This is a genomic window from Pseudomonas sp. B329, assembly GCF_023127835.1.
GTDB lineage: Bacteria > Pseudomonadota > Gammaproteobacteria > Pseudomonadales > Pseudomonadaceae > Aquipseudomonas > Aquipseudomonas synxantha_A.
The window spans coordinates 1-14814 of sequence record NZ_SPKP01000014.1; the positions used below are offsets into that span (position 1 = coordinate 1).

General features: G+C 59.4%; 16 protein-coding genes. 7 read left to right on the forward strand and 9 right to left on the reverse strand.

What is annotated here, in order from left to right:
- Positions 1-1160, forward strand: a 1160-nt coding sequence (locus tag E4P00_RS09575; RefSeq protein WP_248131286.1) for an RHS repeat-associated core domain-containing protein, incomplete at its 5' end; no start/stop codon positions are given.
- On the forward strand, positions 1157-1543 hold the full coding sequence (locus E4P00_RS09580; protein ID WP_248131287.1) for a hypothetical protein: 387 nt from the start codon (positions 1157-1159) through the stop codon (positions 1541-1543). The genes E4P00_RS09575 and E4P00_RS09580, both read left to right, overlap by 4 nt.
- A gap of 51 nt (positions 1544-1594) precedes the next feature.
- On the opposite strand, the gene hemB is transcribed toward E4P00_RS09580, so the two are convergent.
- The 3 genes from hemB to E4P00_RS09595 form a co-directional block, all read right to left on the reverse strand.
- Complete coding sequence (gene hemB, locus E4P00_RS09585) at positions 1595-2569, reverse strand: porphobilinogen synthase (protein WP_005786915.1); 975 nt, start codon at positions 2567-2569, stop codon at positions 1595-1597.
- A gap of 116 nt (positions 2570-2685) precedes the next feature.
- The gene (locus tag E4P00_RS09590; protein ID WP_248131288.1) at positions 2686-3528 is read right to left on the reverse strand and encodes a PhzF family phenazine biosynthesis protein; all 843 of its coding nucleotides are present in this window, start codon (positions 3526-3528) and stop codon (positions 2686-2688) included.
- Between the two features lie 3 nt (positions 3529-3531).
- Entirely contained in the window at positions 3532-4230 is a 699-nt protein-coding gene (locus tag E4P00_RS09595) for a glutathione S-transferase N-terminal domain-containing protein (RefSeq protein ID WP_103735442.1), read from the reverse strand.
- A gap of 252 nt (positions 4231-4482) precedes the next feature.
- Between E4P00_RS09595 and E4P00_RS09600 the strand changes: the two genes are divergently transcribed.
- Entirely contained in the window at positions 4483-5184 is a 702-nt protein-coding gene (locus E4P00_RS09600; RefSeq protein WP_005786910.1) for a hypothetical protein, read from the forward strand.
- A gap of 58 nt (positions 5185-5242) precedes the next feature.
- Complete coding sequence (locus tag E4P00_RS09605) at positions 5243-6298, forward strand: permease (protein WP_032876785.1); 1056 nt, start codon at positions 5243-5245, stop codon at positions 6296-6298.
- A gap of 109 nt (positions 6299-6407) precedes the next feature.
- On the opposite strand, the gene mnmH is transcribed toward E4P00_RS09605, so the two are convergent.
- The 4 genes from mnmH to E4P00_RS09625 all read right to left on the reverse strand — a co-directional run bounded on the left by mnmH (position 6408) and on the right by E4P00_RS09625 (position 9671).
- On the reverse strand, positions 6408-7511 hold the full coding sequence (gene mnmH, locus E4P00_RS09610; protein WP_248131289.1) for a tRNA 2-selenouridine(34) synthase MnmH: 1104 nt from the start codon (positions 7509-7511) through the stop codon (positions 6408-6410).
- Complete coding sequence (selD, locus tag E4P00_RS09615) at positions 7511-8545, reverse strand: selenide, water dikinase SelD (RefSeq protein WP_078820856.1); 1035 nt, start codon at positions 8543-8545, stop codon at positions 7511-7513. The genes mnmH and selD overlap by 1 nt, the downstream gene beginning before the upstream one ends.
- 93 nt (positions 8546-8638) lie before the next feature.
- Complete coding sequence (locus tag E4P00_RS09620; RefSeq protein WP_005786902.1) at positions 8639-9388, reverse strand: TerC family protein; 750 nt, start codon at positions 9386-9388, stop codon at positions 8639-8641.
- A gap of 31 nt (positions 9389-9419) precedes the next feature.
- Positions 9420-9671 (reverse strand): hypothetical protein, encoded by a 252-nt coding sequence (locus E4P00_RS09625; RefSeq protein WP_005786899.1) that lies wholly within the window; start codon positions 9669-9671, stop codon positions 9420-9422.
- A 134-nt stretch (positions 9672-9805) separates the two neighbouring features.
- Between E4P00_RS09625 and nhaR the strand changes: the two genes are divergently transcribed.
- Positions 9806-10708, forward strand: a complete 903-nt coding sequence (gene nhaR, locus E4P00_RS09630; RefSeq protein WP_032876794.1) for a transcriptional activator NhaR — start codon at positions 9806-9808, stop codon at positions 10706-10708.
- A 21-nt stretch (positions 10709-10729) separates the two neighbouring features.
- Here nhaR and E4P00_RS09635 read toward each other — a convergent pair whose 3' ends face one another.
- The gene (locus E4P00_RS09635; RefSeq protein WP_248131290.1) at positions 10730-11884 is read right to left on the reverse strand and encodes an MFS transporter; all 1155 of its coding nucleotides are present in this window, start codon (positions 11882-11884) and stop codon (positions 10730-10732) included.
- A 241-nt stretch (positions 11885-12125) separates the two neighbouring features.
- On the opposite strand from E4P00_RS09635, the gene sstT reads away from it, so the two are divergent.
- Positions 12126-13346 (forward strand): serine/threonine transporter SstT, encoded by a 1221-nt coding sequence (gene sstT / locus E4P00_RS09640; RefSeq protein WP_032876799.1) that lies wholly within the window; start codon positions 12126-12128, stop codon positions 13344-13346.
- 68 nt (positions 13347-13414) lie between these two features.
- Here the strand turns inward: sstT and E4P00_RS09645 are convergent, their stop codons facing one another.
- A complete protein-coding gene (locus E4P00_RS09645) occupies positions 13415-13924 on the reverse strand; it encodes a DUF1993 domain-containing protein (RefSeq protein ID WP_248131291.1) in 510 nt (169 codons plus the stop codon).
- A gap of 116 nt (positions 13925-14040) precedes the next feature.
- Here E4P00_RS09645 and E4P00_RS09650 point away from each other — a divergent pair, with 116 nt between their 5' ends.
- A complete protein-coding gene (locus E4P00_RS09650; protein ID WP_216091019.1) occupies positions 14041-14691 on the forward strand; it encodes a DUF480 domain-containing protein in 651 nt (216 codons plus the stop codon).
- The last annotated feature ends 123 nt before the right edge of the window (positions 14692-14814 follow it).

Consider the following 14814-nt stretch of genomic DNA (forward strand, 5'->3'; position numbering starts at 1 on the left):
GCCTGATGATCCAGGGCGACCGCCATTACGACTACGACGCCTTCGGCAACCTTATCCGCGAACGGCGCGGCAAAGGCCATCAACTCGTCACCGAATATCGCTACGACTGCCAGCATCGGTTAATCACCATCACAAAGCCGAACGGCGAAACCGCCAGTTACCGCTACGACCCGTTTGGGCGACGTGTCAGCAAAACCGTGGATGGCGAGACCACCGAGTTTTTTTGGCAAGGCGACAAGCTGATTGCCGAGCACCATGCGGACTGTCATCGCAGTTATATCTACGAGCCAGACAGCTTCCGCCCGTTGGCACTGCTGGAAGGATTTGGTCCAAAAGAAACAAAGCCCTACCACTACCAACTCGACCACCTCGGCACCCCGCAAGAACTGACCGACACCGAAGGCGAAATCGTCTGGTCCGCCCACTACCGCGCCTACGGCCAGATCGCCCGGCTCGACGTAGGCAAAATCGACAATCCGCTGCGTTTCCAGGGTCAGTATTTCGACCAGGAAAGCGGACTGCACTACAACCGCCATCGCTACTACAATCCAGATATTGGTCGTTACCTCACGCCGGATCCGGTGAAGTTGGCGGGGGGGATCAATGGGTACCGGTATGTACCCAACCCTACGGGGTGGGTGGATCAGCTAGGCTTAAGTACGTGTCCAGGTGCAGATGGATGTAAGCCACATAAACATACTGAAACCTCCCACGGCCAGGCAAAGGTAGATGAGGGGGCTCCCTCGCTCCCCAGCTCAGATAAAAAAAGAGAATATCTATTCCGCGGGGATTTAAGAGAGCCAGATGAAATTTTTGAAAGCGGTTTTGAAAGTAGAGGCGCCAGCACAGACCTTTTCCTGCACACGTTGAATAATGCCAGCCCTCCCAGCAATTTCGTCCCTACTTCGACCTCAAGGAAACAAGCCTTGGTATTCGCTTCAAATTTTGGCTTCGAGGAAGGCTTTCTTTACACCCTAAGAAAAATCCCTGGAATAGACGTAAATAAAGCGTTGGGCACACGTTCCAAACATAGAAACGAGTTAGAAATCGCAATCCCTGGACGAATAGATACCAAGGATATTTTAGGTGCATCGCCAGTCAACGAAGACGGTACTTTCAAGGGATACACGATATTGAACCCTAATAGGAAATACCCATGAAATCGCGTGAAATCACCATCATTAAAAACGGTATACGTGACAGCGCAGTGATCGAATACGAAGGAGGCAAGCCCACCCTTTATCTGTCGCTAAGCAATGGGACAAAAAAAACCTATACAGCGATGGATTTATACGACTGCTTCGGTGTATTGAGAGCGGATATGAAAGACACCGTTTTTCTTTGCAAAGGCGCGAAAATTAACGTTCATACATCAGGTATGTCCTCACATATGTCGAATGGCCTTATTGCTTACGAGCTAACACTGGGGCGGCCAGATGGGGAAGTTGTACATATATTCGCTCACGAGGAAAACGATCTCACCAGTGATATACAACAGCAGCATGATTTCTGCCAGCGATGGGCTGAATCGGTGCAGGTCTAGAGGATGCCCCGTGGCGACTAACCTCCTTTGCCACAGGGCTAAACGCCGCCTTTAGATCCCCGCCAACGCCAAATCCATCGCAAAGTACGTAAAAATCAAATCCGCCCCAGCCCGCTTGATCGAGCCCAGCGTCTCGCGCACCACTCGATCCTCATCAATCGCCCCCGCCTGTGCGCCAAACTTGATCATCGCGTACTCACCGCTCACCTGATACGCCGCGACGGGCAGGCGTGACGCCTCGCGGATGTCGCGGATGATGTCTAGGTAAGCGCCGGCTGGCTTGACCATCAGCGCATCGGCACCTTCCTGTTCGTCCAGCAGCGATTCGCGCACGGCTTCACGGCGGTTCATCGGGTTCATCTGGTAGCTTTTGCGGTCGCCCTTGAGGGCGCTGCCGCCCGCTTCGCGGAAGGGGCCGTAAAGGGCCGAGGCGAATTTGGTCGAGTAGGCCATGATCGGGATGTGGGTGAAACCGGCGTCGTCGAGGGCACGGCGGATGGCCTGGACCTGGCCGTCCATGGCGGCGGACGGAGCGATCACGTCGGCGCCGGCGCGGGCAGCGGCCACAGCTTGTTTGCCGAGGTTGACCAGGGTTGCGTCGTTGTCGACATGGGCACCGTGCATCACGCCGCAATGGCCGTGGTCGGTGTATTCGCAGAAGCAGGTGTCGGACATCACAATCATTTCCGGCACCGCGTCCTTGATGATCGAGGACATGCGCGAAACCAGGCCGCGCTCTTTCCAGGTATCGCTGCCGTTGGCGTCGAGGTGGTGGGATACGCCGAAGGTCATCACCGACTTGATGCCGGCACGGGCGTAACGCTCGATCTCGCCGGCCAGTTTCTTCTCCGGGATACGCAGCACGCCCGGCATACTGGTAATCGGTACGAAATCGTCAATTTCTTCTTCAACGAAGATCGGCAACACCAGGTCGTTAAGGGTGAATTCGCTTTCCTGGAACAAGCCACGCAGTTGCGGGGAGCGGCGCAGGCGACGTGGGCGGGCTTGGGGGAACTGACTGGTCATGGCTTTCCTGAAAAATGGCTGAAATCTTTGGGGCCAAAGCTTATGCCCCCAAGTCCCGGCAACACAAATGCCAAGGGGCCAATAGTGTATTGCCAGGCGCGTAACAATTTATTGATCTAGAGCTGTAGCTGCCCTTGGATACACAGCGCTACGGCGCCGCCGACCCACACCTCATCGCCCCGGCGCTCGATGTGAATACGCCCTGCTCGCCCCATCGCCGTGCCCTGGCTGACCACATAACGGCTGGGCGCCAAGCTCTCGGCGAGCAGCCATTGGGCAACACCTGCGTTCAAACTGCCGGTGGCCGGGTCTTCAGGGGCGCCATCGCCAGCGATAAAGGCGCGCACTTCAAATTGTGCGTCTACCGCGTCACGCACTGGATCACAGGGGGCGATCACCCCCACGGCCAGGCCCAGCAGTTGCGCATAGTCCGGTTGCAACGCGAGCACCGCGTCACGATCAGCCAGCATCACCGCCAGCCACCCGGCACCATTGTCGACCCACTGGCTGCGCACAATCGCCTCGGGCGCCAGCTTCAATGCCAGACGCACGCGTTCCAGCAACGGCGCCTCCACGGCCCCTGCACGCAACAACGGCGGCGCGATAAACGCCAGTTCATCACCTTGGCGGCGGATGCGCACCAGACCGATTTCGCACTCCTGAACAATCTCCTCACCTCGGGGTACGCCACCGGCCTGCAACCAGGCGTGGCAACTGCCCAACGTCGGGTGGCCGGCAAACGGCAGTTCCGTGAGGGTGGTGAAAATGCGTACGCGGTAGTCGGCCCGTGGATCCCTGGGTTTCAGCAAAAACGTGGTTTCGCTGAGATTGGTCCAGTTGGCAAAGTCGGCCATCTGCTGATCAGTGAGGCTATCGGCGCCGAGCACCACGGCCAACGGGTTGCCTTTAAGCGGTACGCGGCTGAATACATCCAGTTGTTGGAACTCGAAAGTCGACATGCTTCAGCTCGGAATATTCAGGCCACGGATGACCGCCGGACGTGCGACAAAGCCGTCCAATGCGCGCAGTACGTTAGGGAAATCGGCAATGCCCACCAGGTCGCCGGATTCGTAGAAACCGATCAGGTTGCGAATCCAGGGGAAAGTGGCGATGTCGGCAATGCTGTACTCGTCCCCCATGATCCAGGTGCGGCCCAGCAGGCGTTTTTCCAGAACGCCCAGCAAGCGCCGGGCTTCAGCGGCGTAGCGGTCACGCGGGCGCTTGTCTTCATAAGCCTTGCCGGCGAACTTGTTGAAGAACCCCACCTGGCCGAACATCGGGCCGATCCCGGCCATCTGGAACATCAGCCACTGCAGGGTTTCATAGCGGGTGGCCGGGTCTTCGGAAAGCAACTGGCTGGTCTTTTCCGCCAGGTAGATCAGGATCGCGCCGGACTCGAACAGCGCCAGCGGCTGCCCGCTCGGGCCGTTAGGATCAATGATCGCGGGGATCTTGTTGTTGGGGTTCAGGGACATGAACTCCGGGGACATCTGATCCTGAGTGTCGAAACTGACCTTGTGCGCTTCATAGGGCAGCCCCAGTTCTTCGAGCATGATCGACACCTTGACGCCGTTGGGCGTGGGCAACGAATACAACTGCAGGCGATCCGGGTGCTGGGCAGGCCATTTGCTGTTGATCGGGAAAGCGGCGAGTGCGTTCATCGAGAACCCCCTGGACGGAAAGCCCTCATGATAGTCATCTGCCCGCCACCGTGCATGGGTCATCGTTGCGCAACATTTGCCCACTAGTATCCCCTCTGGGCGAACCAAAACGCCCGATTGCACTCTTAAGAGCGCCCGAAGGGTGAATGGAGGCACCTTGCTATATCGACAGGGAATACCGCAGGACGCTTGCCGCGTCACTGGGGCCGGGCCTGTCCGCCTTAACCCGACGCACGAAGACTCGAACCTATAATGAAGATCAAGCCTCTGCGCCTTGTGCAACGATTCAAACGTTATTCATACATGATGTTGCCGCTGCTGCTGGTCAGCGCGGCCATCGTCACCGCTCTCGACGCCCGTGAAAGCCGTGCCCAACCCGTGGACGGCGTGCAAACCCTGGTATTCCTGCGCCACGGCGAAAAACCGGCCGGTGGCCTGGGCCAGCTCAATTGCCAGGGCCTGAACCGTGCCATGAACCTGGCTACTGTCCTGCCGGAGAAGTTTGGCAAGGCCAACTACGTGTTTGCCGCCAACCCGACACGCAATGTCGAGGAAGGTGAACTGGACAATTCCTACAGCTACATTCGCCCACTGATTACCATCAGCCCCAGCGCGATCAAGCTTGGCCTGCCGGTGAACATCGAATTCTCAGCGAATGACACCAGCGCCCTGGCCGAAGAACTGGTCGAGGACAAGTACCGCAACGCGACGATCTACACGGCCTGGTCCCATGGTTACCTGCCGGAGCTGATCAACAAAGTCGCCAGCGAAGCGTCCGGCGAAAAGCACACCCTCACCGATGACTGGTCTGGCAATGACTATGACTCCCTGTACGTATTGACGCTGACCTGGCACAACGGCAAGGCCTCGCTGCTCAGTCGCAACTATAAGCAGGGGCTGAATAACGGCGATGAAACCTGCCCGGATCCGACCCAGGTCAGTGCAGATATCTGAAGCGTGAGCCGCAGGGGCGTATGATGCCCGGCTATCGACTCACCTGCGGATCCTCTTCATGTCCAACCTCGCGTCCTCCCAGCCCAATCGGGGCTGGTCGTTCTGGTACAAGCCTGCCTTGTTTCTGCTGGTGGCCTGCATCGGCCTCTACTATGTGAAATGGTCGCCCTACTACCTCAAGGCGTTTGTAGCGGCGGACAACCACAGCATTGGCGCCTCGATTCTCAATGACCAGCAAAGCTCGCCCCTGACAGCGGCGCTGGCCTACGCCCAAGTGTATTTCCTGGCGATCTGGAAAGCCGCAGTGCTGGCGGTGATCCTCGGTTCATTACTGCAAGTACTGATCCCTCGCGACTGGCTGCTGCGCCTGTTTGGCCGCGCCGGGCTGGGCTCGACCCTGCGCGGCGGGCTATTTGCCTTGCCGGGAATGATGTGCAGTTGCTGTGCAGCGCCAGTGGCGGCGGGCATGCGCCGTCAGCAGGTGTCGGTGGGCGCGGCGCTGGCGTTCTGGATTGCCAACCCGGTGTTGAACCCGGCCACGCTGGTGTTCATGGGGTTTGTGCTGGGCTGGGACTTTACCGCGCTGCGGCTGGTGGCCGGGATCGTGCTGGTGGTGGGGGTGTCTCTGGTAGCGCAGCGTATCGCGCGCCCTGATCAAGTGCCGGAAGCGGCGCTGGAGGCTGTCGCCGAAGTCAGCACCCTGGAGTCGCAACCCTTCCTGAGCCGTTGGTTGCGCACCTTGTGGCAACTGTTCTGGAGCACCATCCCGGTGTACATTCTGGCGGTATTGATCCTCGGTGCAGCAAGGGTGTGGCTGTTCCCCCATGTGGACGGGGCGATGGCCAACAGCCTGGTGTGGCTGGTGCCGCTGGCGATCGTCGGTACGTTATTCGTGATTCCTACAGCGGCAGAAATACCCATCGTACAAACCATGATGACCCTGGGCATGGGCACCGGCCCGGCCGTTGCCCTGCTGATGACCCTGCCGAGCGTGAGCCTGCCGTCGCTGCTGATGCTGCGCAAGGATTTCGATGCACGGGTACTGGTGACGGTGGCCGGGTTGACCATGCTGGTGGGAGTGGTGTGTGGGTTGATTGGGGCGGTGATTCTTTAGATTTTCAGTGGGGCTGATGGCCTCATCGCAGGCAAGCCAGCTCCCACCTTTGTATGTATTCACACTTCAAAAGGTGGGAGCTGGCTTGCCTGCGATGGCGTCCGAAAGATCAGCCCACCCGAGCTGCTCGTTCACGCAAATATTCCACCACCGCCCCTTGCTCCCCGGCAAACTCGATCCGAGCGCCTTTGCTCTCGCGCTGGAACGCATACATCGGGTCGTAATACTCGCGCAACAAGCCTTCGATCCACACGCGGTGCAGGTCCACTGCACCGCTGCGCGCCTGTTCTGCCAGGGCGTCCTGCAAAATCGCCTGCAGCCGCTGGAAACGTTCACCGCCCAGACGCTTGTGAATATTGACCAGGCTTTGGGTCAGGCGCTCGGCAAATAATAGCTGGCCGCGTTCACCAAACACGTCAATGAACTCGGCGCACAGGTCGACCACGTAATCCTTCAGGATGCGCTCGACGCGGCCCTCAACGCTGTCTTCCAGCCACACCATTGGAAACGTCTGCATCCCCTTGTGCAATGGCAGTGGCAGCGCACAGCTGCCGATCATGCGGCTCTCGTCCTCGACCACGAACTGGCCAATGCCCGCTGCGCGTTTCTTCAACAGGTCCACGGCCAGGCGGTTCTCGAAGTCGATATTGGACGGCTGCGCGGTGGCACGCTTGCCGAAGCTGGAACCCCGATGGTTGGCATGGCCCTCCAGGTCCAGGGCGTTGCGCAGTTGACCCAATACCTCCGTCTTGCCGGTACCGGTCATACCGCCAAGCAGCACGAAATCGCATTCAGCGGTCGTCTGTTCCAGGGTCTCCAGCAGGAACGTACGCATTGCCTTGTAGCCACCGCCGACACGCGGATACTCGATGCCCGCTTCGGTTTTCAACCATTGCTGCACGATCTGCGAACGCAGCCCACCACGAAAGCAGTACAGGTAGCCATCCGGATTAGCCTGGGCAAACTGCGCCCATTGCTCGATGCGCTCGGCCTTGATCGATCCAGAGACCAGCTCATGGCCCAGGACGATTGCAGCTTGCTGGCCTTGCTGCTTGTAGCAGGTGCCCACCCGCTGGCGCTCGTCGTCGGTCATCAGCGGCAGGTTGACCACCCCGGGGAACGCGCCCTTGACGAATTCGACCGGCGCGCGGGTATCCATCATCGGCCGGTCATTGAGGAAGATGTCGCGGTAATCGGTGATGTCAGTTGCCATCAAATCACCTCTACTGCGTTGGTCTGTCGCTCAAGCAGTTCGCCGATTGGCTCAAGGTTCAGGCCCAGTTCGGCGGCTACCGCGTGAAACTCGCTATCGCCTTCGGGGGTGACGGCGATCAGCAGGCCACCGCTGGTCTGTGGGTCGCACAGCACGCGCTTGTGCAACTCCTGCACGCGCCCGAGCTTGCTGGCGTAGCTGTCGAAGTTGCGCAAGGTGCCGCCCGGTACGCAGCCCTGGTCCAGGTAGTACTCAACCCCTGGCAGACGTGGGACTTTTGCATACTCGATGCGGGCCGTCAGGCCACTGCCGTCAGCCATTTCCACCAAGTGGCCGAGCAGGCCGAAACCGGTAACGTCTGTCATCGCAGTGACACCGGCCAACTTGCCGAAACGGCTGCCAGGCTTGTTGAGGGTGCACATCCAGTCACGGGCCAGGCCGACGTCGGCCTCGCGCAACTTGCCCTTCTTTTCGGCGGTGGTGAGGATACCGATGCCCAAAGGCTTGGTCAGGTACAGCTTGCAGCCGGCAGTGGCAGTGTCGTTGCGCTTCATGTGGCGCTTTTGCACGATCCCGGTAACGGCCAGGCCAAAGATCGGCTCCGGGGCGTCAATGGAATGCCCACCCGCCAGCGGGATACCGGCAGCGTCGCACACCGAACGGCCCCCGCGGATGACTTCGCGGGCAATCTCCGGCGCCAGCACGTTGACCGGCCAGCCAAGAATAGCGATGGCCATCAAGGGGTCGCCGCCCATGGCATAAATGTCGCTGATGGCATTGGTGGCAGCGATGCGGCCGAAGTCGAAGGGATCGTCGACTATCGGCATGAAAAAGTCCGTGGTGGAGACCACGCCGCGCTCGTCGTCAATGGCGTATACCGCCGCATCATCGCGTGAAGCGTTGCCCACCCACAGGTTGGGGTCCAGGTTCTGTGCGCCACTGCCGGCAAGGATCACCTCCAACACCTGGGGCGAAATCTTGCAGCCGCAACCCGCACCGTGGCTGTACTGGGTAAGGCGAATCGGCTCGTTCATGGAAGACCTCAAGCTATCAAGTGGGCCGATTCTAACAGACAGCAAAAGGCCGGCTGGGCTCTTGTGAGCGCAGCCGGCCTTTTGGGTCAGCGGTTACTCGCGGGCAGCGAGCAAACGCTTGTGGCGATTACGCCGTGCGATGTTCAGGCATTCGATAGCCGCCGAGAACGCCATGGCCGCATACACGTAGCCTTTTGGCACGTGGGCGCCGAAGCCTTCGGCGATCAGCGTCATGCCGATCATGATCAAAAAGCCCAGGGCCAGCATCACCACGGTCGGGTTGTCATTGATGAACTTGGCCAACGGTTCGGCCGCCACCAGCATCACGATCACCGAGGTCACCACGGCAATGATCATGATAGGCAAGTGCTCGGTCATGCCCACGGCCGTGATGATACTGTCGATGGAGAACACCAGGTCGAGCAACAGGATCTGCCCGATGGCCGCCGCGAAGCCGATGGCCACGGTGTTGCCAACCGTTGCTTTCTCTTCAGGCTCCGGGTCCATGCTGTGATGGATTTCGGTGGTTGCCTTCCACACCAGGAACAGGCCACCGGCGATCAGGATCATGTCCTTCCAGGAGAACGCCTGGCCGAACACTTCAAACACCGGCGCCGTCAACTGCACGATGAAGGCGATGGTGCTCAACAGGCCCAGGCGCAATACCAGCGCCATGCTGATACCGATGCGCCGCGCCTTGGCCCGGTGCTGCTCGGGTAGTTTGTTGGTGAGGATCGAGATAAAGATCAGGTTATCGATGCCCAGCACGATTTCCATGACGATCAAGGTAGCCAGTGCGACCCAGGCGGTGGGGCTGGCGGCCAGTTGTAAAAGGTAATCCATAGGTCAGTCCTGACGTGGTAGTGCTTGGAAATTAGGTTTCTTGGGTGTTCGATTCAGCGTCTTTTTCTTCCTGATCATCTTTCTTCTGCGGATTGATCAAGCCCTGGGTCGCTTCACTCAATGCCTGCTCGGCAGCCTTCTGGGTGTCATCGATCGCTTGCTTGGCCGATTCGCTGGCTTTGCCCAACACTTGCTGCGCGCTTTTCTCGACCTGATCACAACCGCCGATCATCACCAATGAAAGCGCAAGCAGCGACGCCGCGCCCAGGGAATTGAGTTTCATGCTGTATTCCTCATTAGAACCATTGGGTCCAAATAGTGGCCCCGCGATAGCGATGCATTCTATGCAGGGGAACAGTTCAGGAAAATTCGTATTTTTCTCGCGTATACTTCGTTTTTTACGAAGTGTAGACCCCGATGCTCAATTATCGACAGCTGCATTACTTCTGGGTGGTGGCCAAGACTGGGAGCATCGTGCGTGCCTGCGAACAGCTGAACCTCACGCCCCAGACCATCAGCGGGCAGATCAGCCTATTGGAGCAAACCTTTGGCATTGCTCTGTTTCAGCGGGTGGGGCGCCAGCTTGAGCTGACCGAAGCCGGGCGCCAGGCGCTGCCCTACGCCGAGCAGATGTTCCAGACGGGCAACGAACTTGAGACGATGCTGCGCGCCCAGCCCGATGAGCAACAGATCCCGTTCAGGGTCGGCGTGGCGGATGTGGTGCCAAAATCCATCGTCTACCGCCTGATCGCCCCCACCATGGAGCTGAGCGAACCGCTGCGCATCACCTGCCGCGAAGACAAACTCGAACGTTTACTCGCCGACCTGGCGATCCAGCGCCTGGACCTGGTGATTTCCGACAGCCCGATGCCGAGCCATCTGGATATCAAGGGCTACAGCCAGAAACTGGGGGAATGCGGCATCAGTTTTTTCGCCACCCAGGCGTTGGCTGACCAGCATGGCGGCGATTTCCCACAGTGTTTGCACGGTGCGCCGTTATTGATTCCGGGGGCAGAGACCGTAGTGCGCAGCCGGTTGCAGCGCTGGTTTGCCGAGCAGCAGATTCAACCGCGGATCATCGGTGAATTCGACGACAGTGCGTTGATGCAAGCGTTTGGGCAATCCGGCAGCGGAATTTTCATCGCCCCCAGCGTGATTGCCGATGAGGTGGTGCGCCAATACGGCGTGGCGCTGATCGGCCAGACCGACGCGGTGACCGAGTCGTTCTATGCGATCTCGGTGGAGCGCAAGGTCAAGCACCCCGGCATCGTGGCGATTACCGAAGGGGCAAGACGCGAGTTGTTTACCGCCCTGCCCTGAAAAAACTGCGCGCCCCTTTGATCAGGCGCTGGCCGCGCGAGGTTTGGCGCTCATCAGCCACAGTGCGAGCAGGATCGACACCAGGATGAACCCTGAGGCGGCAAAGCCCAGGCTGCCCAGGCCCAGGGTGTCAATCACATGCCCACCCACCATTGCACCCAGGCCAATGCCGAGATTGGCCCCGGCGATATTCAGCGAGGCGGCAAACGCCGGCGCGTGGGGCGCCGCCTTCATCAATCGCACATGGCTGACCAGGAACATCGCCGCCTGGGTCACGCCCCATACCGCCATCGCTGCCGCCAGGCCAATGGTGGAATGAATCGCCGGCACCACTGCCACCATGCCCGCGATCATAAACCCGCAGAACACTATGGACGCAATCAAGGGGTGACGATCCACCGCGCGCCCGCCGAGGGAATTGCCGATCAGCCCGACCGCGCCGAAGCCCATCAGGCACCACCCCACCAGCGTGCCGTCGAACCCTGCCAAGCGCTCAAGGATATCCGCCAGGTAGGTATAGGCGGTGAACATGCCGCTGAAGACCAGGATCGACAGCAGGATGTGGCCCTGCATCACCGGGCTGCGCAGGATCTTGAATTGCGAGCGCAAGGTGACTTGCTCGTTCTTTGCCTGGGTGACCGGCAGGTAGATGTACAGCAATAACGCTTTGGCCAGGGCAATCACCGCAAGCACTGCAAAGGCGGTGCGCCAACCGAACATATCGGAAATCAGCGTGCCTACCGGAATCCCGAACACGGTGGCGCAGACGATGCCGAAGCCGATTTTTTCAATGGCACGCCCGGCGAATTCAGGGCCGACAATGTCCACCGCCGTTTCGCTGGCCAAGGCCCAAAACACCGGCAAGCCCAACGCCGGAATCAAGCGAGCCAGGGACATTATCCAAATATTGGGCGCCAATGCCGCCACGGTATTGGCCACCGCAAACATGATCAGGATGCTGATAAACAGACGCTTGCGCTGGAACCGCGCGCAGTAGGCGGTCAGGAAGGGGCCGAACGCCGCCACGGTAAACGCGAAGAGCGTCACCAGCAGCCCGGCCTGGGACACACTGACATTCAGGTCCCGGGCGATCGAGGGCAACAAGCCGACGATCACGAATTCTGTGGTCAGCACGGTAAAACCGGCTGCCGACAGCAGCAAGATAGGGAACAACATGCAAACTCCAGAAACAGCGACATCAACGACAGCCCGAAGGGCTCGCTGATAGAGAGGAAAGATGAGAGGGGTGAATCTTAACAGAACATGTCGGGACTTGACCAAATCCGACGTAAACGGGTGACGGAATGCCGCAGCGAACGAGACGCGTCCTACAGCATGCTAGACTTCGCGCCTGCTTCCTACAGTACTTTCTGCCTGCAATGCTGTGCCCTACTAAAAAAACTAGAGACAACTCTTTATGACTGCTGCCCCTTCCCTGTTGCAACGTTTAATGCGCGTCAGCCTGGTCACACAAATTGTCATCGGCCTGATCGCCGGGATCGTGCTGGCCTTGCTGTTCCCCGAGGCCGCACGCGCCACGGGCTTTATCGGCAAGGTGTTTGTCACGGCGCTGAAGGCCGTTGCGCCGATCCTGGTGTTTGTGCTGGTCATGGCCTCGATTGCCAACCATAAACATGGCCAGGAAACCCATATCCGCCCGATCCTGTTCCTGTACCTGCTCGGCACCTTTTCCGCCGCCGTGGTCGCAGTGGTCGCCAGCATGTTGTTCCCCTCCTCTCTGGTACTGGCCACCCATGACGCCACGGTGAGCGCTCCCGGCGGCATTGGCGAGGTGCTGCAAAGCCTGTTGCTCAGCGTGGTGGATAACCCGGTCAGCGCACTGATGAATGCCAACTTCATCGGTATCCTGGCCTGGGCCATCGGCATGGGTGTCGCCATTCGCCATGCCGGTGAAACCACCCGCACGGTGCTGGACGACCTGTCCAACGGCGTGACCCTGATCGTACGCGTGGTCATCCGCTTCGCCCCGCTGGGCATCTTCGGCCTGGTGGCCTCGACCCTGGCCACCTCCGGTTTCGGCGCCTTGCTCGGCTATGCGCACCTGCTGGTGGTGTTAATCGGCTGCATGGTGTTCGTGGCGCTGGTGATCAATCCCGCCATCGTGTTCTGGAAACTGCGCCGCAACCCGTACCCATTGGTGCTGATGTGCCTGCGTGAAAGCGGCATCACCGCCTTCTTCACCCGCAGCTCGGCGGCGAACATTCCGGTCAACCTGGCGTTGAGCAAGCGCCTGGGCCTGCATGAAGACACCTATTCGGTGTCGATTCCGCTCGGTGCCACCATTAATATGGCCGGTGCGGCAATCACCATCACCGTGCTAAGCCTGGCGGCCGTGCACACCCTCGGGATTGCCGTGGACCTGCCGACCGCGGTGCTGCTCAGCGTGGTCGCGGCCATTTGCGCCTGTGGGGCCTCCGGTGTAGCGGGCGGCTCGCTGCTGCTGATTCCACTGGCGTGCAGCCTGTTCGGCATTCCAAGTGAAATCGCCATGCAGGTGGTGGCCGTCGGTTTCATCATCGGCGTATTGCAGGATTCGGCGGAAACGGCGCTGAATTCGTCTACCGATGTGTTGTTTACAGCGGCGGCCTGCCTGGGCAAGGAAGAACAGGCAGCTTAAACGCCTCGCAAAAAAAGCCCGGTGCCGTTCAATCACGAACGACACCGGGCTTTTTTATGCTTGCCGGTTTAGAACGCGCCCATGTAATCGCGCTTGCCCACTTCCACACCGTTATGACGCAGCAGAGCGTAAGCGGTGGTGACGTGGAAGAAGAACTGCGGCAGGCCGTAGGTCAGCAGGTAGGACTGGCCGCTGAAGCGCTTCTCTTTCGGGGTGCCTGGGCGGGTGACGATCTCGATACCTTCCTTGCCGTCAATCTGCTCGGGCTTGATGGTGTCGACAAACGCCAGGACCTTGGCGATCAACGCTTGCAGGTCGGCGAAGGTGACTTCAGTGTCTTCGTACTTGGGCACTTCGATCTCGGCCAGGCGTGCCGACACGCCTTTGGCGAAGTCCACGGCGATCTGTACCTGGCGCACCAGTGGGAACATATCCGGGAACAGGCGCGCTTGCAGCAGGGCATTGGGCTCGATGTTCTTTGCAGTAGCGTGGGCTTCGGCTTTGTTCAGCACATCGCTCAATGCGTTGAGCATTTGCTTGAAGACTGTGATAGAAGCGGCGTACAGGGAAATAGTCATGTCAGTCTCACGATAATGGCAGGGTTGGAACCAGCGGCGATTATAGCCATGCCCGGCGCTTGTCTTTTATTTTTTGAGGATTACGCTGGTGACCTTCACTGCATAGGGAACGCGCGATGACCGCCGAACATGACACCGACACCCCTGAGCCGCGCCTGAACAGCACGGAAATCCGCATCCTCGGCTGCCTGATCGAAAAACAGGCGACCCACCCGGAAACCTACCCCCTGACGCTCAACGCTCTGGTGCTGGCCTGCAATCAGAAAACCAGCCGTGAGCCGGTGATGAACCTCAGCCAGGGCCAGGTCGGCCAAAGCCTGCGCGCGCTGGAGGGCCAAGGCTTTACCCGCCTGGTGATGGGTAGCCGTGCCGACCGCTGGGAACACCGTGTGGACAAGGCGTTGGAACTGGTGCCGGCCCAAGTGATCTTGACCGGGTTGCTGTTTCTGCGGGGGCCGCAGACGGTCAACGAGTTGCTGACCCGTAGCGGGCGTATGCATGACTTTGAAGATGCCGAGCAGGTCGTTCACCAGCTGGAACGCCTGATTGCCCGAGGGTTGGCGGTATTGGTGCCGCGCCAGGCGGGCCAGCGGGAAGATCGGTATACCCACGCGCTGGGGGATCCGGCGGATATTGAAGCGATCATGACCGCGCGAGGCAATCCAGTAGAGCGTAGCGCGGGGGCTGTTTCGGTGGAACGGATCGAAGAGCTGGAAGCGCGGATTGCCGCACTGGAAGAACGGCTGGCGCAGTTGGAACAGGTATAACGCAGATAAACATGTGGGAGCTGGCTTGCCTGCGATAGTCATAGGTATCTACACAACTTTGCAGTCGCCAGCAGTAACCACGATGCGAAGCGAGCCGCTCTTGATCTTGATCTGCTTTTGATC

What these genes read in the sequence shown, in the direction of transcription:
- E4P00_RS09580 (WP_248131287.1), top strand. Translation starts at nt 1,157, where the DNA reads ATGAAATCGCGTGAAATCACCATCATTAAAAACGGTATACGTGACAGC.
- E4P00_RS09620 (WP_005786902.1), bottom strand. Translation starts at nt 9,388, where the DNA reads ATGGATTACCTTTTACAACTGGCCGCCAGCCCCACCGCCTGGGTCGCA.
- mnmH (WP_248131289.1), bottom strand. Translation starts at nt 7,511, where the DNA reads ATGGCAACTGACATCACCGATTACCGCGACATCTTCCTCAATGACCGG.
- E4P00_RS09600 (WP_005786910.1), top strand. Translation starts at nt 4,483, where the DNA reads ATGAAGATCAAGCCTCTGCGCCTTGTGCAACGATTCAAACGTTATTCA.
- E4P00_RS09605 (WP_032876785.1), top strand. Translation starts at nt 5,243, where the DNA reads ATGTCCAACCTCGCGTCCTCCCAGCCCAATCGGGGCTGGTCGTTCTGG.
- nhaR (WP_032876794.1), top strand. Translation starts at nt 9,806, where the DNA reads ATGCTCAATTATCGACAGCTGCATTACTTCTGGGTGGTGGCCAAGACT.
- E4P00_RS09590 (WP_248131288.1), bottom strand. Translation starts at nt 3,528, where the DNA reads ATGTCGACTTTCGAGTTCCAACAACTGGATGTATTCAGCCGCGTACCG.
- selD (WP_078820856.1), bottom strand. Translation starts at nt 8,545, where the DNA reads ATGAACGAGCCGATTCGCCTTACCCAGTACAGCCACGGTGCGGGTTGC.
- E4P00_RS09650 (WP_216091019.1), top strand. Translation starts at nt 14,041, where the DNA reads ATGACCGCCGAACATGACACCGACACCCCTGAGCCGCGCCTGAACAGC.
- E4P00_RS09595 (WP_103735442.1), bottom strand. Translation starts at nt 4,230, where the DNA reads ATGAACGCACTCGCCGCTTTCCCGATCAACAGCAAATGGCCTGCCCAG.
- E4P00_RS09645 (WP_248131291.1), bottom strand. Translation starts at nt 13,924, where the DNA reads ATGACTATTTCCCTGTACGCCGCTTCTATCACAGTCTTCAAGCAAATG.
- sstT (WP_032876799.1), top strand. Translation starts at nt 12,126, where the DNA reads ATGACTGCTGCCCCTTCCCTGTTGCAACGTTTAATGCGCGTCAGCCTG.
- E4P00_RS09625 (WP_005786899.1), bottom strand. Translation starts at nt 9,671, where the DNA reads ATGAAACTCAATTCCCTGGGCGCGGCGTCGCTGCTTGCGCTTTCATTG.
- E4P00_RS09635 (WP_248131290.1), bottom strand. Translation starts at nt 11,884, where the DNA reads ATGTTGTTCCCTATCTTGCTGCTGTCGGCAGCCGGTTTTACCGTGCTG.
- hemB (WP_005786915.1), bottom strand. Translation starts at nt 2,569, where the DNA reads ATGACCAGTCAGTTCCCCCAAGCCCGCCCACGTCGCCTGCGCCGCTCC.